Genomic DNA, 21939 nt, shown 5'->3' on the forward strand with positions numbered 1-21939 from the left:
ACGGAAACCGGGACGGCTTCATCTGCCGCAGGGGGTTTTCCCCGTCCTGAGGTTCAACCGGTTCGAGGTAGGCGCCGGACGACTTCGCGGAGTCACCATGCAGAAAAATATCATGCGACAGTTGTTTCTTGTCCTTTTGCTGGTGGTGGGCTTCAACTACCTCTATCTGGCCATGGCCCCACCCCCGCCAGTTAAAACGACCCCCCTCAGCTACAGCCGCTTCAAGACCGAACTGCAGCAGGGAAACGTGCAGGAAATCACCGTTCAGGGGAGTGACCTGCGCGGTTCTTTCAAGTCACCGATCGTTGTCGGGGATGTGGACGACAAGGGGACTCCCCGCCAATACAGCCGCTTCACGACGCTTCTCCCTCCTTTCCAGGATTCCCAACTCCTGACGGACCTGGAAAAACAGGGGGTTGAAATCAATATTCAACCGGAGCAGGAACCCTCTCCCTGGACCAGCGTCCTGGTCTATCTTCTCCCCTGGGTTCTGATCATCGGCGTCTGGTGGTTCATTCTCAAGGGGATGCGCGGCCGCGGCGGCCCCGGTGGCGGGATTATGGGGAGTTTTGCCAAATCCGGCGCCCGCCTCTACAGCAGGGAAACCTCCAGCGTCACCTTTGCCGATGTGGCCGGGCTTGAAGAGGCCAAGCAGGAGTTGACGGAAATCGTCGAGTTTTTGCGCAATCCGAAGAAGTTCACCCGCCTCGGCGGCAAGGTGCCGCGGGGGGTGCTGCTGGTCGGACCTCCGGGGACCGGCAAGACCCTGTTGGCCAGGGCCGTCGCCGGAGAAGCCGGTGTCCCCTTCTACTCCATCTCCGCCTCCCAGTTCATCGAAATGTTTGTCGGCGTCGGGGCCAGTCGCGTCCGGGATCTTTTCGAAAGCGCCAAGAAGAGCGCCCCGAGTATTATTTTTATCGATGAACTCGATGCCGTCGGCCGCGCCAGGGGGACAGGGCTGGGCGGCGGAAACGACGAGCGTGAGCAGACCTTGAATCAGCTGTTGTCGGAACTGGACGGCTTCGATCCCCACGCCGAGGTGGTGGTCATGTCGGCGACAAACCGTCCCGACGTCCTCGATACGGCTCTTTTGCGACCGGGACGTTTTGATCGACAGGTCGTGGTCGACCGTCCCGACTGGCGGGCCCGCGAACAGATCCTCCGGGTTCATACCCGTCAGGTTCCTCTGGCGGAGGATGTGGATCTCATGGTGATCGCCCGGGGAACGCCGGGGATGTGCGGCGCCGATCTGGAGAGCCTGGTCAACGAGGCGGCCTTGATTGCCGCCCGGGAAAATTCCCCGAATGTGGCGATGACGCACATGGAGCGAGCCAAGGATCGCCTTCTGATGGGGGTGGAACGCAAACTTGTCCTTTCGGAAAAGGAAAAACGCATTACCGCCTATCATGAAGCTGGACATACTCTGGTGGCCAAACTGACTCCGGGGGCCGATCCGATTCACAAGGTCACCATTATTCCCCGGGGGCAGGCCCTCGGGGTGACCCAGCAGCTCCCGGTGGACGACCGCTATCATTATCAGCAGGAGTTCCTTCTGTCGCGCATCGCCGTCAGTCTCGGCGGGCGGGCCGCCGAACAGGCCATATTCGGCGAATACTCGACAGGGGCCCAGAGCGATCTGAAGCAGGTCGCCGAACTGGCAGAAAAAATGGTCTGCCAGTGGGGGATGAGCGAAAAAATCGGCCCCCTGACCTTCAGCCGTGGTGAGGAGCATCCCTTTCTCGGCCGCAAACTGGCGACCGACAAGACCTTCAGCGAACAAATGGCCTGGATTATCGACCAGGAGATCGAAAAGATCGTCAAGGAAGGGGCGCGGCGGGCCGAAAAGGTCATCGGCGAAAATCTAAATCTCCTGGAAAAGCTGGCCGAGGCCCTTCTCGAAGAGGAGGTCCTGGATAACAATCGCGTCGAGCAGATTCTCGCCTCGGCTGGAGGGACGGTGGAAAAATAACCCCCCCGGGAAGGTTTCTCCCCGGGGCAGACGGATCAAGGGAGGGGGCAAGTATGCTGGGATTGGTGATGGTGGCTGCGGGTGCTGTCGCGGCCGGATTTTACGGATACCGCAGACTGCAGTCGATCGAGAAGGAAATCCGCAGCGACATGACGGCGGCTTCGGCGAGCCGTGACGCCGAAGGGAGGGGCGCAGAGGAGAGCGTGCCACCTGTGGCGGCCGGTCGCAGGGAAGTGGCAGCAGAGATGAAGCCGCCTTCCGAAACCGGGTCCTCTCTCGATGACCGGCTGAAGGAGGCGGTGAGCAAGGAGCCGGGGATTCTTCAGACGACCCTTTATGAGCGGTTCCCCGAGGTCAAAACACGGGTCTTGCAACAGACGCTTCTGAAAATGGACCGGGAAGGGAGGCTGCGGCGTGTCCGTGAAGGGGGGAGCTACTCCCTTTATCCGGGATGAGCTTTTAAGGACCAAAACGAAAAAAGGCCTGCGGTATTCCGCAGGCCTTTTTTCGTTGTCCGACAGGAGGTTTTCTGGAACTACCGGTTTCGCAGGTTGTAGAAGACCTCGTGACCGCCGAAAACGGCTACCTCATCGAGTTCATCTTCAATGCGCAGCAACTGGTTGTACTTGCAGATGCGGTCGGTGCGGCACAACGATCCGGTCTTGATCTGCCCGGCATTGGTGGCGACGGCCAGGTCGGCAATAGTGGTGTCTTCGGTCTCGCCGCTGCGGTGGGAAATGACGACGGTGTATCCGGCCCGCTTGGCCATCTCGATGGCATCGAGGGTTTCGGTCAGGGTCCCTATCTGGTTGACCTTGATGAGGATGGAATTGGCGATCCCCTTGTCGATCCCCTCCCTGAGGATGCGGGTGTTGGTGACGAAGAGATCGTCACCGACGATCTGGATGCGCTTGCCGAGGCGGTCGGTGAGGAGCTTCCAGCCGTCCCAGTCGTTTTCCGCCATGCCGTCCTCGATGGAGATGATCGGATAGCGGTCGACCAGATCCTCGTAGAACTCGACCAGTTCGGCGGAGGTCATCTGCGGCTTGGCTTCGTTGGCCAGCAGATATTTGCCATCTTTGTACAGTTCGGAGGAGGCGACGTCCAGCGCCAGCAACACGTCCTCGCCGGGCGTGAAGCCCGCGGCCTTGATCGCTTCCATGATGACCTGGAGCGCTTCCTCGTTGCTCTTGAGGTCGGGAGCGAAGCCCCCTTCGTCGCCGACGGAGGTGTTATAACCCCTGGCCTTGAGAACCTTTTTCAGGGAGTGGAAGATCTCGGCGCCCATGCGCAGCGCTTCCTTGAAGGAATCGGCCCCGGCGGGCATGATCATGAACTCCTGGATGTCGACGTTGTTGTCGGCATGGGCACCGCCGTTGATGATGTTCATCATCGGCAGGGGGAGTTCCTTGGCGTTGGAGCCGCCGATATACTGGTAGAGGGGGAGGCCGGCATCTTCGGCGGCGGCCTTGGCGCAGGCCAGGGAGACGCCGAGGAGGGCGTTGGCGCCGAGGTTGCTCTTGAATTCGGTGCCGTCGAGGGCCAGGAGTTTGTGGTCGATCCCGGCCTGATCGGAGGCCTCCCAGCCGATCAGCGCTTCGGCGATGATTTCGTTGACGTTGTCCACCGCCTTTTGTACCCCCTTGCCGAGGTAACGGGATTTGTCGCCGTCCCGCAGTTCGAGAGCCTCCCGTTTGCCGGTGGAAGCGCCGCTGGGGACCGCCGCGCGACCCATGGCCCCGCTCTCCAGGTAAACTTCCACTTCAACGGTGGGATTTCCCCGGGAATCCATGATTTCCCTGGCGTAGATGTCAACTATTTCACTCATGATGGCCCCCTTTGGCATTATTGAAATGAGAAGGCCGGCAACGCCGGCCCGCAAGCGTCATATTTATAACACAATGATGGTAAATTGGAACCCCTTTTTCGCCGGAGAAGGGGAGCACCCCTTTGTCAAAAATGATTGATTTTGCACCGGGTCGGTGCTAATGTTCACCCTTGAATCTAAGGGAAACCAAAGGGATTTTTTTGGACAAGAGCGAAGCACTGGAGCGGTTTGTCGCCGCCGACCAGAATCTGGCAAACCAGTTGTTTGGCCAGCAGAACAGGTATCTCAGGCAGATTGAACGGTCCCTCGGCGTGCGCATCGGTTCCAATGGGACCGAACTCACCATCGGCGGCGACCCGGCGGCGGCAGAACTCGCCCGCCGCCTGATGGAGGAACTTCATTCCCTCCTCAAGGAGGGGTACCCGCTCTATCCTTCCGATATCGATTACGCGATCCGGATCCTCAGCGCCAACTCCAGGGCCCGTCTCGGGGACATCTTTCTCGATACCATCAGCATCCCCGCACGCAAGAAAAACATTTCCCCGAAAAGTCTCGCCCAGAAGACCTATATCGACGGTATCCGCAACAACGATGTGGTTTTCGGCATCGGTCCGGCCGGGACAGGCAAAACCTATCTGGCCATGGCCATGGCCGTTTCTTTCCTGATGAAAAAGGAAGTCAGCCGCATCGTTCTGGTGCGCCCCGCAGTCGAGGCCGGAGAGAAACTCGGATTCCTCCCCGGCGATATTGCCGAAAAGATCAACCCCTACCTGCGTCCCCTCTACGACGCCCTCTTCGACATGATGTCCGTGGAAAAGGGGCAGGATCTCATCGATCGCGGAATCATCGAAGTGGCTCCCCTGGCCTTCATGCGCGGACGGACCCTCAACGACGCCTTCGTCATCCTCGACGAGGCGCAGAACACGACCCAGGAGCAGATGAAGATGTTCCTCACCCGCCTCGGTTTCGGCAGTCGCGCCATCGTCACCGGCGACGTCACGCAGATCGATCTCCCCTCCGGGCGTCTTTCCGGCCTGGTCGAGGCGACCGAGATCCTTCAGGGGATTCCCGGGATCTTTTTCAACTATTTTTCCGACCGGGACGTAGTACGTCACCCCATCGTGCAGAGCATCGTCCAGGCCTATGATCGGGCCCGGCCGGCTCCTGCCAAAAAGGCAATCCCCACACCATGACCAAGACCGATCGAAAACCCGAGAGTGGGCAACGTGCGTCCAAAGGGGCGGGGTTCTGGAAGATTCTTCGCCTGTCGCTGGATGAACACCAGCAGCGCCACCTCCTCCTTTTCGTGCTGGCGCTGATTCTGACGGCCATCATCATTCCCAAGGGGGGATTCGTCCCCGACTATTATTCCCCCGGCGATATTGTTTCCCGGGATATCAAGGCTCCCAAAGACCTTCTGATTCCCGACCTGCCGCTGACGGAAACCAAGCGTCAGGAGGCCGAAGATGCGGTCCTGCCATTTTATGACTTCGACCCGAAGACAGCTGTTGATACCGCCGAACGCCTCGTTCAGGCTTTGAAGCTCGTCTCCGGCCAGGCGGAACCCTCCGGGACTTCCGAAACCCTGCGCAAGGGAGTAGAAGGGGTTCTCGGCATCAGTCTCAGCGATCAGGAATACAGCGCTTTTGTGAAACTGCGGGTCGGTAGCGGAAACCTCGCTCGTTTGCGCAGCGCTGTGACGCAGGCCCTGAGCAAGAATATTGTCGGGAACCTTCAGCTCTTCCAGCCGGACCAGCAACGGGGAATAACGATTCGTGACCTGGTCTCCCAGAAGGAAACGGTCGCTCCCGCTCTTCAGGACGTCGTCGGTGTCGGCGATGCCCAGGAAGCCCTGAACCAGGGGATCGAAGGGATCGGCGAGTTCTCGGCCAAGGAGCGTCAGGTCCTTCTTTCTGTGGTGCAGAAACTGCTGCGTCCCAACCTGACCTTCAACAAGAACGAGACCGAAGCCAGAAAGCGGCTGGCGCGGGAGGGTGTCAAGCCGGTTCTCTTCCAGGTCAAGAAGGGAGAGATGATCGTTCGCGAAGGGGAGCGGGTGTCGGAGGAGCAGATCAAAAAGCTTCGCGCAATGCGGGAGTTGGGGAGCGACTACAGCACCCTGCGTACCGGGCTCGGTCTCCTCCTCTGCACCATGCTCCTGGTCTTTTCCTGTCACCGCTATGCGCGGCGCAATATTCGCAAATACCAACCCGTGAACCGGGATCTCCTCTTTCTCGGTCTGACCTTCATCGGACTCTTTGTCCTGATCAAACTGTCCATTTTCGTCTTCACAGCACTGGAGAGTGCCTTCCCCTATATCGACTCAACAAGCTACCATTATCTCCTCCCTTTTGCTGTCGGCGCCATGTTGGTGCGGATCGTACTGAATTCCGAAATTGCCCTGATATTTGCGGTCCTCTCTTCCCTTCTACTGGGCGTTCTCTTCGGCGACAACCTCTTTATTACCTTCTACGCCCTGGTCGGCAGCCTGACGGGTGCCCACTGGGTGCGCCAGTGCAAGGAGCGTTCGACCCTCTATCATGCGGGGCTGCGGATTTCTCTGGTCAACGCCCTGTTGATTTTCGCCATTCACCTGATGGCGGGACGGGCTTTTGATCCCCAGCTTCTTTACAAGCTCGGCTTCGGCCTGGTCAGCGGCTTTCTCTGTGCGGTGACGGTCAACGGCACCATCCCCCTGGTGGAATCGATTTTCAAGTACACAACCGACATCAAGCTCCTTGAACTGGCCAACATGAACAAGCCGGTCCTGCGAGAACTGATGATCCAGGCTCCCGGGACCTATCACCACTCGGTCATCGTCGGCAATCTGGTGGAGGCCGCGGCCGAAGTTATCAATGCCAATCCCCTCCTGGCGCGGGTGGCCGCCTATTATCACGACGTCGGCAAGATTCGCAAGCCCCTTTATTTCGTGGAGAATCTGGGAAACCAGGAGAACCGCCACGATAAGCTGGCTCCGTCGATGAGTGCCCTGATCCTCATGTCCCACGTCAAGGACGGCGTCGAGATCGCCCGGGAGAACAAGCTCGGTGAAAATCTGGTGGATATCATCCGCCAGCACCATGGAACCGCTTTGATCAAATTCTTCTATGACAAGGCCAAGAACAAGGAAGATCCCGGTGTGCAGCAGGTCGACGAGCGTGACTACCGCTACCCCGGTCCCAAACCGCAGACGCGGGAGGCGGCCTTGATCATGCTCGCCGACGCCGTGGAGGCGGCCAGTCGCACCCTGACTGAACCGACTCCGGCCCGCATTCAGGGGATGGTGCAGAAAATCGTCAATAACATATTTATCGACGGTCAGCTCGACGAGTGCGAGCTGACTCTCAAGGATCTGCACAATATCGCCAAAAGTTTCAACCTGATACTGGCAGGAATCTTCCACCATCGGATCGATTATCCCGAACCGGCCTACAAGGAACGGGACAAGGATGCAGCCAAAAGGAAAAACGGTGAAGATACAAATCGAGAACCGGCAAAAGAGACAAAAGATAAGGAAGCTGAGCCTGCGAAAAGTGGCGCGGAGGATCTTAAGCGTCTCGGGATGTCCTGACGCCGAACTCTCGGTGGTGATCGTCGACGACGAGGAGATCAGGAGCATCAATTCCGACTACCTCGAGCGCGACCGTTCGACCAACGTGATTTCCTTTGCCATGCAGGAAGGGGAGGGGGCCGGGATTCACCCCGGGCTTCTCGGTGATGTGGTCATCTCCGCCGATACCGCGGCCCGGGACGCCCTGGAGGCGGGACTCCCCTTCGAAAGTGAGCTCTACTTTCTTCTTCTGCACGGTATTCTTCATCTTCTTGGCTACGACCATGAGCGCGGAACTGCAGAGGAGGCTCGGAGGATGGAGGCCCGGGAGGAGGAGATTTTTGCCATACTGCGCCGGGAATTCCTGGGTGGCGACACAGGGGGGGCATGAAGCCTTCGAGCTGGCTGGAGAGCGTTAACTGCGCCATCGAAGGGATTCTCTGGAGCGTCAAGTCGCAGCGCCACATGCGCTACCATTTTGTTGCCGCCGTCTCCGTTCTCCTTATGGCTCTCTTCTTTCACGTCTCGGCCCTGGAATTTCTTCTCCTGGCCTTTGCCGTGATTCTGGTGATCTTCGCCGAGCTGGTCAATACCGCTTTCGAGGTGGTGGTCGATCTCGTTTCCCCCGATTTTCACCTCCTGGCGCGACGGGCCAAGGATGTGGCCGCCGGCGCCGTTCTGGTGACCAGTGTCGGCGCCCTCATTGCCGGATATCTGGTTCTGTCCCGCTACGTCTTCCCCGGCACCGGCTGGGACTTCAGCGGACTCGGGCCGCCGCGGGGCGAACTGTCCGTCGTTTCGGTCCTGGTTGTGACCATCCTGGTCGTTTTTATCAAGGCCTGTACCGGCAGGGGAACCCCCCTGCACGGCGGCATGCCGAGCGGCCATGCCGCCGTCGCCTTTTCCATCGCGACCTCGGTGGCCCTGTCCAGCGTCGGAGCGCTGACCACCCTTCTGGCCGTGGTGCTGGCGACGATGGTCTGCCACAGCCGTCTGCTCCTGAAAATTCACACCCTGCGGGAGGTGCTGGTCGGCATCCTGCTGGGTGTGGTCGTGACACTGATTCTTCACCTGTTGTTTGCCTGATTTGCCTCCCGGCGCCTGTGCCGGGAGCCCTACATACCCAAAGAGGAGGACACGCTTTCGTGGACGAAGACAGTCCCAACGGTAGACCATCAACATGGCGGCAGACTCTGCAGCACATGGTTTTCGGCCGGCGCCGGGCGCTCACCGAAAAGGATCTGCAGGAAATCATCAACGAGTCGGAGGTTGAGGGGATCATCAACGAAGGGGAGGGGGAGATGCTCCACTCGATCTTCGAATTCGGTGAAACCATCGTTCGGGAGATCATGGTTCCCCGCACCGACATGGTCAGCTGCAGCACCACCGCCACTCTCGGCGAACTTCTCGATGCGGTGATTTCCTCCGGACATTCGCGGATCCCCATCTACGAGGGGACCAACGACCGGATCGTCGGTATCGTCTATGCCAAGGACCTTCTGCGATTCTGGGGACAGCCCGCCGAAGAGATCTCGATTCCGCGGGTGATGCGAACCCCCTATTTCGTACCGGAAACCAAAAATATCGAGGCCCTCCTTCAGGAATTCCGCACCAAGCGCGTTCACATGGCCATCGCCATCGATGAATACGGCGGCACCTCCGGCCTCATCACCATCGAGGATTTGATCGAGGAAATCGTCGGCGACATTCAGGATGAATACGACCTCGAGGAGGACTGGCTGCAGGAGGAGGAGGACGGGACGATCCTGGTCGACGGTCGTCTCAACATCGAGGAACTTGAGGAGCATTTCGATATCACCATCCCCCGGGAAAAGTTCGACACCGTGGGCGGGTATCTCTTCAACCTCATGGGGCATATCCCCCTCCCCCAGGAGGAGATCAGCGACAACGGGCTGGTAATGACCGTCATCGAGTGCGACTCCCGCAAGATTCGCAAGGTTCGCATCCGTCGTCTCCCCAGGGAAAACTCCGCCGCGGGAGTTATCTGACGGATGCGGCGTCTTGTTCCCGACAGACCGACCCTGCTGGCCCTGGGGTCCGGTCTCCTCCTTGCTTTTTCCTTTCCCCGTCTCGATCTCGCCAGTGTCGCCTGGTTCGCCCTCGCCCCCCTTTTCGTCTCCATGTTCGGGCGTCCCTTCCGCAGCGGTTTTGTCGCCGGAGCCGGTTTTTTCGCAGTGGTCCTTTACTGGCTGAACATCGTCATGACCACTTATGGCCAGATGCATCCGCTCTTTTCCCTGGCCGCCTATCTGATACTGGTCTGTTATCTGGCTCTCTTCTTTGCGGTAACCACCTGGGCCGCCTGTCGACTGCGGGAACGCCTCGGCCTTTCCATCGTCGTCACCCTTCCGGTTTTCTGGGTGGCTCTGGAATTTCTCCGCTCCTTCCTCCTCTCGGGCTTCCCCTGGGCGACCCTCGGCTATTCCCAGCAGAGTCATCTGGCCCTGGTCCAGTCCGCCGACCTCTTCGGTGTCTATGGAATCAGTTTCCTGCTGATTCTCAGTAACGCCACCCTGGCCCGCTGCTGGCAGTGGTACGCAGGAAGGACGGCCGGCTCCAGGCCCTTTCCCCTGGCGGCTCTGACCGTTGCCCTCCTTCTCTTTGCCGCCAACGCCGGCTACGGATTCTACCGCCTCGGACAGGGGGTGGATGTGCGGGAGGAGACCCTGACCCTCGGCCTGATCCAGGGAAACATCGATCAGTCGGTCAAGTGGGATCCGACAAATCAGGAAGCGACCGTCGACACCTATCGCCGTCTTTCGGAAGAGGCCGTTCGAAGCGGTTCGGCCGAGCTGCTGATCTGGCCCGAGAGCGCCACCCCCTTCTACTTTCAGGACGGAGGCCCTCTGGCTGCTCTTGTCAGGGAGGTTCCCCAGGGGGGCGCAGAGGGACTGATTTTCGGCAGCCCGGCCTATGAGGTGGTCAACCGGCGCTATCATTATCTCAACAGCGCCTTTCTCCTCTCTCCCCAGGGGACGGTTCTTGGGCGCAGCGACAAGATTCACCTGGTCCCCTTCGGCGAATACGTCCCCCTCAAGCCCTTTCTCCCTTTCATCGACAAACTGGTGGTGGGGATCGGTGACTTCTCTCCCGGGACGGTCAGCCCCCTCCCCATGAACGGCTCCGAGATCGGCGTTCTGGTCTGCTTCGAAGGGATTTTCCCCGAACTGGCCAGGGATTACGTTGCCAAAGGGAGCGACCTTCTGGTGAACATCACCAACGACGCCTGGTTCGGACGCTCTTCGGCTCCCTACCAGCATCTGGCCATGACCCGCTTTCGCGCCATTGAAAACCGCGTCTGGGTCGCCCGCGCCGCCAACACCGGGATCTCGGCCCTGATTGCCCCTTCGGGACGGATCGTCGCGCAGACCCCGATCTTCGAGACGCGCTATCTAACGGGTTCCGTCGGCCTCGGAGCGTCTCCGACCCTCTACACCCGCTTCGGCGATCTCCTGCCGATTCTCCTGCTCCCCTTCTGCTGCTTCTGGCTGGTGAAAACCAGAAAACCTTCCTCGGCCGCCCTCGATCCTGAAGATCTTCTCCCCTGAATCCGGTGAACTCAACTGATACTTTAGTATGGAGACTTTTGTATACCAATTAGATACAAGAGTCTCATTGTGAACCTTAGTCAGATTGGTAGACTCTCATCGTAAAGCGGTTGTCCGAAACCCATCCGAAGCGGATGGGTCCGCCGGGGGACCATTGCGGAGGGAGGTGTTCCATGAAAAAAACATTGAACAGGACCGGAGGCCGACCTTTTCAGCTCTGTGCGCATCAGCTTCTGTTGTTCCTGTGGACCCTGGTCCTTTTATTTCTGCCGATGGCCGGGTGTAATAGCAGTTCATCCCCGCCGCCTGCGACTCCGGAGCTGGCCGTTCCACAGATCACCTCGCTGACCTCCGGGGACGGTACCGCCACGGTGGCCTGGACCACGGTCCCCGGAGCAATCGCCTACAACCTCTACGGAGGGCTCGCCCCTGGGGTGACTCCGGCCAACGGGCTGCTGGTCGCCGACGTCGTTTCCCCTCTCACCGTAACCGGCCTGGAAAACGGCACCAGTTACTATTGTGTGGTGACGGCCGTCCATCCCGCAGGAGAGAGTTTCCCCTCTGCAGAGGGTTCGGTCACCCTGGCGCCAAGCGCCCCGGCGAGTATTTCGGTGACGGCCACCGACGTCCCGGCGGGAGAAACCTATACGCCCTCGGTCATTGTGCAATGGTCCGACGTTCCGGTCGGAGCGACCTCCTACAATCTCTACAGATCCGAAGCCCCACCGGTGACTCTTGCCAGTCCGGCTTTCCCCGGCGTCACCTCCCCCTATACCGATCTGGCGGTCAGTTACGACACCACCTACTACTACATGGTGACGGCCGTCGGGGTCGGTGGTGAGAGTCTGCCGTCCCAGCAGGTTTCGGTTCAGCCGCGTCTTCCCCTCGATGCTCCGGTCAATGTCACAGCCACCGTGACCGAGGAGGCGACACGCTCCATCACCCTCTCCTGGTCCCCCCCCCTGACCGGAGCCGCACCGGAAAGCTACAACCTATATCGCTCCGAAACTCCCGGAGTGATCGTCGATCCGGCGAACCGGATCGCGGCCGCGGTGACCGCCTCTCCCTACGTCGACACGGCCGGTCTGGTCGGCGGCGTCACCTATTACTATGTCATTACCGCCGTTATCGGGACGACGGAAAGCGCACCTTCTGCCGAAGTGTCGGCGACGGCCCGGGGGTCACGGAGCACGACCGGCGGTGGCGGGGATACCGGGTACGGCAACAATCTTTCCTTTCCGTTGGTTTTTGCCGATGGTTACGGAGTAACCGGGACCCTCCTATCCACAACAGTGGTCCCTCCCTACACCCTGACCAATATCGACGTCAATACCGGGTTGCGGCCGACGGTGGACGAACTGGCCTCCCTGGCCGAATTTCCCCATTTCGATCCGCTTACGGTCTTTCTCCTCAATTCCGTCCCCTACTACGAGCAACAGACGGTCAATACCTGGCAGGCCGATTGGGTCAACGGTATTGCCGCAGACCCCGGAGCCGTTCAGGAGGTTACCGTCGACTGGGGAGACAATCTGGCAAGCGTCTCCTTCTCGGCCAATTCGGTGATTCGGGTGGAGACGGTCCTCTATCAGGACACTGCTCTCAGTGATCCCGCCGATACGTTGACGGCCTACAATATGGCGCTTCTTTTCGGCTCTCAGGTCACCGAAATGCAGGGAACCGATGCCACGACCTATGAATCGACCCGTCGCAATGTCTTTGCCGTCACCGCGCGCCTGACCATCGAGAAGCTCGACGGACCGGGCGGAAACGTGGTTTATACCCTGTTCGACAGGGCCCTCGCGGAGAATTTCGGTATTGACGGCACGGGGGGGTATTCTGCCGAGATCAATGTCGCCGGCAGACTCGTTTATGGGTACAATTGGATGCTCAATCAGGATGTCCTTCCTGAACCGATCACCAAAACCGGGTGGTGGCGTCTGACCTTCAGCCTCGATGACAGCGCCACCATCGGCAGCGAGGTGGTGAACAACCACACCAGCCTGGTTGCCATGGATCCGAGCGATACCACGGCCCTGCTCGATACCCCGAACAATTTCACTTCCATCGAGGTGGAAGTCCGCTAGCCTCCCCGTTCCATGGTTCCGGGGGAGGGGGGTTCCCCACCCCCGGAACCACCTGCCATGTTCCCCCTGATTTTTATCCCTATACCTTTTTGAGTTGTAATTCCACCCCCCGGTGATATGAGAGTAGTGTTGTTCCGGACCCGATTATGTTGAGGTCGTCGAAGGGGGGAAGAGTGAGGGTCTTGGTCGAGATGGGCAATCGACTTCTGGGTGAAGCCCTGTGTTGTCTGATTAATAACCGCTTCGACGGTTACTCGGCCGAAATTCGGGGACAATGGCCTGTCCAGCCGGTCATCGATTTCGTTATCCTGGATTGCAAAACCTGCCGGGACGAGTTGTTCAGCGAATACAAGGATGCAAAATTCATTCTGATCGACAACGGCCTTGAGGAAAACAACCTCTCCTGTCTTTTGTTGACAAAACCGGTTGATGGCGTGATCTCCCCGGATATGGCAAGCGACCTCCTCCCCAAAGCGCTCCTTGCCATTGCCCGGGGCGAAGGCTGGATCGACCATGAGAGGATGAAATCCCTTCTTGGGCATTCCCGAAGAGGGAGCAATGTTCCCGAATTGGCCCGGTTGAGCGAGGCGGATAGGGGAATCGTCGAGATGATTGTCCTGGGAAGACGAAACCGGGAGATTGCCGAGGCGCTGTGTCTGAGCGAACAGACGATCAAGACCCACGTCAGCCGGATTTACCGCACACTGAATGTTTCAGGCAGAACCCACCTGGTTTTTCTGGTCATGAAAAACCGCTGACCGCTTTCACTCCCCTTTTTTGAATCGATCCCTAGAACAAGAGATCTCTTGCCCAATCGTCGGAGTGCGGCTATAATCGGCCACTTATTCCCCGAGGACGAGGAGAAAAAACATGTTCCGTGAAGAGAAGGAAACCCTCGATGGCCTGAAGGTCAAGCTCATAGAGCTGAGGGGGTATCTTTGACGTACCGACAAAAAAAGAACGAGTCGCCGAACTCGATGCCGAGATTGCCAAACCCGATTTCTGGAACCGGGGAGAAAAAGCCCAGGAGCTCCTGAAGGAGCGCACCTCTCTGCAGAAAATCGTCGAGGGCTGGGAAACGGTCAGCCAGGAGCTCGAAGACCTGCAGGTGCTGGCCGAACTCGGCGAAGAGGGGGAGGATGAGGCGACGCTCGCCGAGATTCGCGAACTTCTGCCGACCCTCGAGCAGAAAGTCGGAAAGATGGAGTTTGCCCGCATGCTCTCCGGGGAGCATGACGCCAGCAACGCGATTTTCAGCATCAACGCCGGGGCCGGCGGAACCGAGGCCCAGGACTGGGCCGAGATGCTGCTGCGGATGTATCTGCGTTTCTGCGAGAAAAAAGGGTTCCGTACCGAAATCACCGACTACCAGGGGGGCGACGAGGCGGGAATCAAGAGCGTCACCTTCACCGCCGAGGGAGACTACGCCTACGGCTATCTGCGGGCCGAGATGGGGATTCACCGGCTGGTGCGGATCTCCCCCTTCGACTCCAATGCCCGTCGCCACACCTCCTTCTGCTCAACCTTTGTCTTTCCCGAACTCTCCGACGATGTCGAAGTCGAGATCCTCGACAAGGACCTCCGGGTCGACACCTACCGCGCCAGCGGCGCCGGCGGCCAGCACATCAACAAGACCGATTCGGCCATCCGCATCACTCACATTCCCACCGGCGTGGTCGTTTCCTGCCAGAATGAACGCTCCCAGCACAAGAACCGCGCCACGGCCCTCAAGCAGTTGAAAGCCCGTCTCTACGAGCTGGAGGTGCGCAAAAAAGAGGAAGAGGCGTCGGCCATCGCCGGGGAGAAGAAGGAAATCGGCTGGGGGAGCCAGATCCGCTCCTACGTGCTGCACCCCTACCGCATGGTCAAAGATCATCGCACCGGCTACGAGGTCGGCAACACCGACGCCGTGCTCGGCGGCGATATTGAAGGTTTCATCGAAGCCTATCTGCTGAGCAAGAAATAACATCTCCCCCCGGTTGTCAGTAAAGACGGGGAGACAGGGAGTCAGTTGCCTATGAAAAACATGAAGATCGGACGTTTGCTGTTTCTGCTCCTCTTCGCCCTTCTGGCGGGGTGCGCATCCGACCCCGACGAGGTCTCGCCGACGCTGACGATCGACGGCATGCCGGCGATTAACAATACGAGCACCCGGAATCTCTCCGGAACCGTCGAGCCGGGAGCGACCGTCGAGGTTTCGGTCAACACCACTGCGACGGTTGCCGCTCTCTCCAATGTCGATGGGCTCTGGAGCGTCACCATCGCCAACCTGGCTCCGGGAGGAAACACCGTCACCGTCACCGCCACCGACGCCACGGGGAATTCGAATACCCTCCTGCTGGTGCTGACCTACGAGGTCGTCACCCTCGAGGCCTATGTGACGCCGACTCCTGCAAGTAGCCAGACCATCGGCGGTTTCCTCGCTCCTGGCGCCGCCGATCCGGCGGTCACAATCGACCTGGCCGCCACGGCCGGTGCGGTGACCGTAACCGGCGACTTCTGGAGCTGCGACATTTCAGGTCTCACCGGGGGACATACGGTGACCGTGACCCACAGCGATGATGTCAATCCGGCACAGAGCGCAACCGCGGTCATCACCTTCGCCGCGACGGCTCCGTCGGTGACCATCGATCCATTTGTCAACCCGACCACCGACCCTTTGCAGTCGTTTTCCGGAACCACGGAGGCCGGGGTCACGGTGCAGGTCTCCATCAACGGTGCGGCCGGAATGGCCGCGGAGGTGACCGATACAACCTGGACCTTTACCCCTACTCCTGCCGTTGCCCTGCACGAGGGAAAAAATGGCGTGAGCGTCACAGGGACTCTCGTTGACAAACCTACGACTGTACTCCGGACCTTTGTTGTTCTTGAGCCGGCGCCCTGAATCGGGCCCTATTCCAGGCTCCGGAGTCGGCTTTCCATTCCCGATTCCGGCGCCCTTTGCGGGACGGCAACCGCCGGCAAATGACCGGGTTTCCCCTTGACTCACCGCACCCCGGGGTATATGGTGCACCCCGAAAAGTTCCGGATGAAAGGTGTTGTATTTCATGGAAGAATTGAACGAATTTCTGCAACAGCGGCGCAGCAAGCTGGCAGAGTTGCGAGGGCAGGGGATCAACCCCTACGCCAACGACTTTGTGGTTGAACATACTTCGGCCGATGTCGCTTCCGCCCACGGCGAGGCCGATGCCGAGGCTCTCGAGGGGTGCGGCGTCAGCTATGTCCTGGCGGGGCGGATCATGGCCCGGCGCGATTTCGGCAAGGCGGCCTTCATCCAGATCCAGGACCGCAAGGGGCGCCTGCAGGTTTACGTCGGCCGCGACAACGTCGGAGCCGAGTCCTTCGAGCTCTTCCGCCGCTTCGATCTCGGCGACATCGTCGGCTTCGAGGGGACGCCCTTTCGCACCAAGACCGGCGAGCTGTCGCTGCGGGCCAGTTCCATCCGCATCCTCACCAAGTCGCTGCAGCCCCTTCCGGAAAAGTGGCACGGCCTGACCGACGTCGAGACCCGCTATCGCCAGCGTTATGTCGATCTGATGGTCAACGACGACGTAAAGGGCGTCTTCCTGAAGCGCAGCCGCATCATCCGTCTGATCCGCCAGTTCATGGAAAGTCAGGATTTTCTCGAGGTGGAAACGCCGATGATGCAGCCGATCGCCGGCGGAGCGACGGCCAAGCCGTTTATCACCCACCACAACTCCCTGAAGATGGATTTGTTTCTGCGCATCGCTCCCGAGCTCTATCTCAAGCGTCTGGTGGTCGGCGGTTTCGAGCGGGTCTTCGAAATTAATCGCAACTTCCGCAACGAGGGGATTTCGATCCAGCACAACCCCGAGTTCACCATGATGGAGTTCTACCGGGCCTACGCCACCTACCACGACCTGATGGATTTCACCGAAGAGTTGATCTGTCACGTGGCCAAGGAGGTGGTCGGCTCCCTGGTCTTCCCGTACGGGGGACGGGACGTCGATCTGACCGCTCCCTGGGACCGGCTGACCGTCAAGGAGGCCATCGTCAAGTACGGCAAAATCGATGCGGCCCTGCTCGACGACCGGGAGCGCGCCCTGGAGTACGCCCGCTCCCTCGGTCTGGAACTGGAGAGCACCATCGGCTACGGCAAGCTCCTCACCGAACTCTTCGACGAGGTGGCCGAGCCCAACCTGTGGAACCCGACCTTTATCACCGAATATCCGACGGAGGTTTCCCCTCTGTCGCGGAAGAATGATCTCAATCCCGAAGTGGTCGACCGTTTCGAGCTCTTCATCGTCGGTCGCGAGCTGGCCAACGCCTTCTCGGAACTCAACGACCCCGTCGATCAGAAGGAGCGTTTTCAGAAACAGCTGGTCGAGAAGGAGGCGGGGGATGAAGAGGCCCATGCCATGGACGAGGACTACGTGCGCGCCCTCGAATACGGCCTCCCCCCCACAGCCGGTGAAGGGATCGGCATCGACCGGCTGGTCATGCTTCTCACCGATTCGGCGTCCATCCGCGATGTCATCCTCTTTCCCCAGCTGCGGCCGGAAAGCAAATGAGCGGGGACGGGTGACGGGTAATTTCCCAAGAAAACCTCACCCGTCACCGGTTTTGGAACACCCCTCACCGCCCTTGCGCCCTTGAGGTTCTATGTCCTACGAATGGTTTGTCAGCCTGCGCTACCTGCGAGCCAAGCGCAAGCAGACCTTTATTTCCGTCATATCCTTTATCTCCATCGCCGGCGTAACTCTCGGGGTGGCCGCCCTGATCGTCGTCCTGGCGGTCATGACCGGTTTTCACGACGGGGTCCGGCAGCAGATCCTCGGCAATATCCCCCATGTTCTGATCCAGAAGCAGGGCACAGAGATCTCCGACTACCCCAAGGCGGTGGAAAAAGCCCTGTCGTCCTCTCCCCATGTCACAGCCGCCACTCCCTTCGTCTCCAAGGAAGCCATGCTCCTTTCGAAGCGCAATGTCGCCGCGGTCAACGTCAAGGGGATCGAGCAGGGGAACAAGATCTTCAGGCAGAAATTTCTGACCCAGGAAGATCGCGATGTGCAGGAACTCCTCTTCGATACGGCGGCGACCATGCCCGGAATCATTATCGGACTCGACACCGCCACCTCCCTCGGTATTGCCGTGGGCGAGTCGGTCAACGTCATCCCGCCGATGTTCAACATCACCCCCTTCGGGATGATCCCGAAAATGAAGCCCTTTCGGGTGGTGGGGATTTTCAGCCAGCGCGGCGGTTTTCTCGATACCTACTTCGGCTATATCTCCCTGGGGCAGGCGCAGCACTTCTTCGACGCCGAAAACCAGGCCACGGGGATTGAAATCGAGGTCGACTCCTTCGACCATGCCAATCAGGTGGCCTCGGAGCTCCGGCAGGCGTTCGGCTACCCCTATGTGGTCCGTTCCTGGGAGGATATGTTCGGCTCCTTTCTCTCGGCGCTCAAGCTGGAGAAACTCGGCCTGTTCATCGTTTTGGGGATCATCGTTTTGGTGGCCGCGTTCAATATCGCCACCACCCTGATCATGGTTGTCATGGAAAAACATAAGGACATCGCCATATTGAAGGCGATTGGGGCCACCTCGAAGAGCGTGATGAAGATCTTCGTTCTCGAGGGGTTGATCATCGGCGTCCTCGGGACCAGCCTCGGAACGAGCCTCGGCCTCCTCTTTGCCAAGAATGCCGATCCGATTATCAAGGGGCTCGAGCGCATGCTCGGTATCAGGATCTTCGATCAGGCCGTCTACGGCATGGACCGTTTTCCCTCGGTGGTCAATCCCGGCGATGTGGTGGCGGTGGTGGCGGTGGCGCTGACCATTTCCCTTCTCGCCACCATCTACCCGGCCTGGCGGGCGGCGCGGATGGATCCCGCCGAGGCTCTGCGCTATGACTGATTCGAGGTGCTCGCGTGATTGAAATAGTCGGATTGACAAAAAGTTTCGGTATCGGCCAGGGACGGGTCGAGGTCCTGCGTGGAGTCGATCTGCGCATCGAGCAGGGAGAGCGGATTGCCGTAGTCGGCTCCTCCGGCGCCGGCAAGACGACCTTCATGCACATCATCGGTGCCCTCGATCGCCCGACCTCCGGATCGGTCAGCTACCAGGGAACCAATATTTCCTCCCTGAAGGGGGCAGTTCTCGACGCCTTTCGCAACGGTACGGTCGGTTTCGTCTTTCAGTTCAACCAGCTCCTCCCCGAATTCACCGCCCTCGAAAACGTGATGATGCCGGCCCTGGTGGCACGAAAGACGCACCGGGAGGCGAGTCCCATGGCCGAGGCGCTTCTCCGGGAGGTCGGTCTCGGCCATCGCCTCCACCACAAGCCGGGGCAACTCTCCGGCGGCGAGCAGCAGCGCGTGGCCATCGCCCGGGCCCTTGTGATGTCCCCTCAGCTCCTTCTGGCCGATGAGCCGACGGGGAACCTCGATAGCCGTACCGCCGACGAAATATTCCGTCTTCTCAATGATCTTCACCAGAGCCGCGGTCTGACCATGGTCATCGTCACCCACAGCGAAACGCTGGCCGGGCGCATGGATCGCATCGTGCACATGGAAGACGGCCTGGTCCGGGCCTAGTACTAGTACTAGTTTTTGATTTACACCCCTGGGGTATTTTTTTATAATGCCCGACTTTGGCAGGGTGTTTCCAAGGAGTTATGATCTGCATGTCCAAATGGGCCCTGCTCTTAGTTCTGTTGTTGCTCCTCGTGCCGGGCGCCGCTCTGGCCCAGACGTATTCCGTCGACGAGGTCGTCGTCGAGGGGAACCGCCGGGTGGAATCGAAGGCGATCCTGACCGTCGTCAAGGTGGAAAAAGGGGAGGGCGTTTCCGCCGAAGCGATTGACCGGGACATTCGCGCCATCTTCGAACTCGGACGCTTTCAGGATGTTCAGGCCGACCTCGAAGAACGCAACGGCAAGAAGGTCCTCATCTATCGGGTGACCGAGCGTCCCCTGGTGAGAAAAGTCGAATTCTCCGGGAACAAGGAGTTCGACGAAGCCAAGCTCAAGACATTGATCAGCATCCGCACGCCCGAGATCTATCACCCCCGTGCCGTCGAAAAGTCGATCAGGGCCATCAAGGAGGCCTACATCGAGGAGGGATATTACGCCGCGGAGATCACCCCCCGCGTCGATGTCAACGACCGCAACGAAGCCAACATTTTATTCACCGTCGCCGAAGGGGATAAAATCCTCATCCGCAATATTCGTTTTTCCGGCAATACGATCTTCGCGGACCGTGAGCTGCGCAAGGTCATGGAGACCAAAGAGCGCTGGTTCCTATCCTGGATGACCGGTCGGGGGGCTTACCGGGAACAGGTGCTGCAAACCGATCTCGAGATCATCGCCGATCAGTATTACAACGTCGGCTACGTGCAGGTGAAGGTCAAGGAACCGCGGGTGATCATGGACCCGGCTAAAAAATTCCTCGACATCCTCATCGAGATCGAAGAGGGGGAGCAGTTCCGCGTCGGCACCGTCGATGTGCGGGGCGACCTGATCAAGGGGAAGGAAGACATCCTCTCCCTTGTCAAACTCAAGGAAGGGGATGTCTTCAGCCGCAAGGGCCTGCGCGAAGATGTCTTCGCCATCAACGATCTCTATGCCGATCAGGGCTACGCTTACGTCAACGTCTCGCCTTTGACCGATCTCGATCTGGAGCGGCGGCGCATCAACCTGATGTTCGATATCGAACAGGGCGTTCAGGTCACCATCGGCCGCATCCGGATCAGCGGCAACACCCGGACCCGCGACAAGGTCATCCGCCGGGAGATGAAGCTGGCCGAGGGGGATCTCTACAGCAGTACCAAGATGAAAACGAGCCGGGCGCGGGTGAACAACCTCGGATTCTTCGAAGAAGTGAATGTCACCACGGCCAAGGGGGCCGATGCCGAACAAATGGATGTCGACGTCGCCGTCAAGGAGAAGGCCACGGGGACCTTCAGCATCGGTTTCGGCTACTCCTCCGTCGACCATTTCATCGGTCAGGGATCGGTGTCCCAGGAAAACTTTCTCGGTCGGGCGTTGAAACTCAACCTCTCCGGTTCCTACGGCGGCACCAGCAATACCTACCAGCTCGGAATCACCGACCCCTATTTCCTCGACAGGAAACTGACCCTCGGCTTCGATATTTACAAGACGACGCGGGAGTGGAACGAATTTACCCGCAAGGCGACCGGTGGCGATCTCAAACTCGGCTACCCCCTCTCCGACAACCTGCGTTCCCTCCTCGTTTATCGCTATGAAGAAAAGGAAATCCTCGATGTTGTGGCGGGGTCGATCTACGAGGATCAGGCCGGGACCTCGACCCTCTCTTCCCTCACCGCCATCCTGACCCGCAACACCACCGACTATCACCTCGACCCGACCCGCGGAGCCGTTTCCGAGCTGTCCGTCGAGTATGCCGGTCTCGGCGGGACGCAAAAATTCGCCAAATACATCGCCGATTACCGGCATTTCTACCCCCTGATGTGGGGGACGGTCATCTCCGCCCACGGCCAGGTCGGTTTTGTCCAGGGGATGCAGGGGGAGGAGATCCCCGTCGACGAACGCTTCTTTCTTGGCGGCATCAACACCCTGCGCGGCTTCAAATCCCGCGAGGTCGGTCCGCGGGTTTTGCGCACCTCGGGGGTTGTGGACCCGGTGACCGGGGTGGCAACCACCGTCAGCGATTACGAGTATATCGGCGGCGACAAAAAGGCAATCTTCAACCTCGAGTACACCTTTCCCCTTCTCAAGGACATGGGCCTGAAGGGGCTGCTCTTCTTCGATGCCGGCAACGCCTGGAGCGAGGACGAGGATTTTTTTGAAAGTGTGCGCACCAGCGTCGGCGGGGGGATCCGCTGGTTCAGCCCCATGGGGCCGCTGCGGCTGGAATGGGGATATAATCTCGATCCGATGGACGGCGAGGACCGCAGTCAGTTCGAGTTTTCCATCGGCCGATTCTTTTAAAACGACA

At 59.4% G+C, this 21939-nt stretch carries 17 protein-coding genes; 16 read left to right on the forward strand and 1 reads right to left on the reverse strand.

Features of this window, described 5'->3' with window-relative positions:
• Positions 1 to 97: 97 nt before the first annotated feature.
• Together ftsH and DSOUD_RS08055 are read left to right on the forward strand one after the other, a co-directional pair.
• A complete protein-coding gene (gene ftsH, locus DSOUD_RS08050) occupies positions 98 to 1969 on the forward strand; it encodes an ATP-dependent zinc metalloprotease FtsH (protein WP_053550527.1) in 1872 nt (623 codons plus the stop codon).
• Positions 1970 to 2022: 53 nt separating this feature from the next.
• Positions 2023 to 2424 (forward strand): hypothetical protein, encoded by a 402-nt coding sequence (locus tag DSOUD_RS08055; protein ID WP_053550528.1) that lies wholly within the window; start codon positions 2023 to 2025, stop codon positions 2422 to 2424.
• An 80-nt stretch (positions 2425 to 2504) separates the two neighbouring features.
• On the opposite strand, the gene eno is transcribed toward DSOUD_RS08055, so the two are convergent.
• Positions 2505 to 3797, reverse strand: a complete 1293-nt coding sequence (gene eno, locus DSOUD_RS08060; protein ID WP_053550529.1) for a phosphopyruvate hydratase — start codon at positions 3795 to 3797, stop codon at positions 2505 to 2507.
• A 200-nt stretch (positions 3798 to 3997) separates the two neighbouring features.
• Here eno and DSOUD_RS08065 point away from each other — a divergent pair, with 200 nt between their 5' ends.
• The 14 genes from DSOUD_RS08065 (at position 3998) to bamA (ending at position 21932) form a co-directional block, all read left to right on the forward strand.
• Positions 3998 to 4990, forward strand: coding sequence for a PhoH family protein (locus DSOUD_RS08065; protein WP_082351148.1), 993 nt, complete (start codon positions 3998 to 4000; stop codon positions 4988 to 4990).
• Positions 4987 to 7368 carry an HD family phosphohydrolase gene (locus tag DSOUD_RS08070; RefSeq protein WP_053550531.1) on the forward strand — a complete coding sequence of 794 codons (2382 nt, stop codon included), beginning with the start codon at positions 4987 to 4989 and terminating at the stop codon, positions 7366 to 7368. The genes DSOUD_RS08065 and DSOUD_RS08070 overlap by 4 nt, the downstream gene beginning before the upstream one ends.
• Positions 7268 to 7738, forward strand: a complete 471-nt coding sequence (gene ybeY / locus DSOUD_RS08075) for an rRNA maturation RNase YbeY (protein WP_082351149.1) — start codon at positions 7268 to 7270, stop codon at positions 7736 to 7738. Before DSOUD_RS08070 ends, ybeY begins: the two co-directional genes overlap by 101 nt.
• On the forward strand, positions 7735 to 8433 hold the full coding sequence (locus DSOUD_RS08080; protein WP_053550532.1) for a diacylglycerol kinase: 699 nt from the start codon (positions 7735 to 7737) through the stop codon (positions 8431 to 8433). The genes ybeY and DSOUD_RS08080 overlap by 4 nt, the downstream gene beginning before the upstream one ends.
• Before the next feature lie 59 nt (positions 8434 to 8492).
• The gene (locus DSOUD_RS08085; protein ID WP_053550533.1) at positions 8493 to 9356 is read left to right on the forward strand and encodes a hemolysin family protein; all 864 of its coding nucleotides are present in this window, start codon (positions 8493 to 8495) and stop codon (positions 9354 to 9356) included.
• A gap of 3 nt (positions 9357 to 9359) precedes the next feature.
• Positions 9360 to 10916, forward strand: coding sequence for an apolipoprotein N-acyltransferase (gene lnt / locus DSOUD_RS08090; protein ID WP_082351151.1), 1557 nt, complete (start codon positions 9360 to 9362; stop codon positions 10914 to 10916).
• 173 nt (positions 10917 to 11089) lie between these two features.
• On the forward strand, positions 11090 to 13000 hold the full coding sequence (locus tag DSOUD_RS08095; protein WP_053550534.1) for a fibronectin type III domain-containing protein: 1911 nt from the start codon (positions 11090 to 11092) through the stop codon (positions 12998 to 13000).
• Positions 13001 to 13173: 173 nt separating this feature from the next.
• Positions 13174 to 13758, forward strand: coding sequence for a helix-turn-helix transcriptional regulator (locus tag DSOUD_RS08100; RefSeq protein ID WP_053550535.1), 585 nt, complete (start codon positions 13174 to 13176; stop codon positions 13756 to 13758).
• A gap of 112 nt (positions 13759 to 13870) precedes the next feature.
• Positions 13871 to 14966, forward strand: a protein-coding gene (prfB, locus tag DSOUD_RS08105; protein ID WP_198300385.1) for a peptide chain release factor 2 whose coding sequence is annotated in 2 segments (ribosomal slippage) — positions 13871 to 13939 and positions 13941 to 14966 — 1095 coding nt in all. Because the reading frame shifts where the segments join, the coding sequence is not laid out codon by codon here.
• 51 nt (positions 14967 to 15017) lie between these two features.
• Positions 15018 to 15884 carry an Ig-like domain-containing protein gene (locus tag DSOUD_RS08110; protein WP_053550537.1) on the forward strand — a complete coding sequence of 289 codons (867 nt, stop codon included), beginning with the start codon at positions 15018 to 15020 and terminating at the stop codon, positions 15882 to 15884.
• A gap of 163 nt (positions 15885 to 16047) precedes the next feature.
• The gene (lysS, locus tag DSOUD_RS08115; RefSeq protein ID WP_053550538.1) at positions 16048 to 17532 is read left to right on the forward strand and encodes a lysine--tRNA ligase; all 1485 of its coding nucleotides are present in this window, start codon (positions 16048 to 16050) and stop codon (positions 17530 to 17532) included.
• A 91-nt stretch (positions 17533 to 17623) separates the two neighbouring features.
• Positions 17624 to 18877: a lipoprotein-releasing ABC transporter permease subunit gene (locus tag DSOUD_RS08120; protein WP_053550539.1), complete on the forward strand. Its 1254-nt coding sequence runs from the start codon at positions 17624 to 17626 to the stop codon at positions 18875 to 18877.
• 14 nt (positions 18878 to 18891) lie between these two features.
• On the forward strand, positions 18892 to 19557 hold the full coding sequence (locus DSOUD_RS08125; RefSeq protein ID WP_279330729.1) for an ABC transporter ATP-binding protein: 666 nt from the start codon (positions 18892 to 18894) through the stop codon (positions 19555 to 19557).
• Between the two features lie 89 nt (positions 19558 to 19646).
• Entirely contained in the window at positions 19647 to 21932 is a 2286-nt protein-coding gene (gene bamA / locus DSOUD_RS08130) for an outer membrane protein assembly factor BamA (protein WP_096335476.1), read from the forward strand.
• Positions 21933 to 21939 lie beyond the last annotated feature (7 nt).

It is taken from the genome of Desulfuromonas soudanensis (assembly GCF_001278055.1).
GTDB classification, from domain to species: domain Bacteria; phylum Desulfobacterota; class Desulfuromonadia; order Desulfuromonadales; family WTL; genus Deferrimonas; species Deferrimonas soudanensis.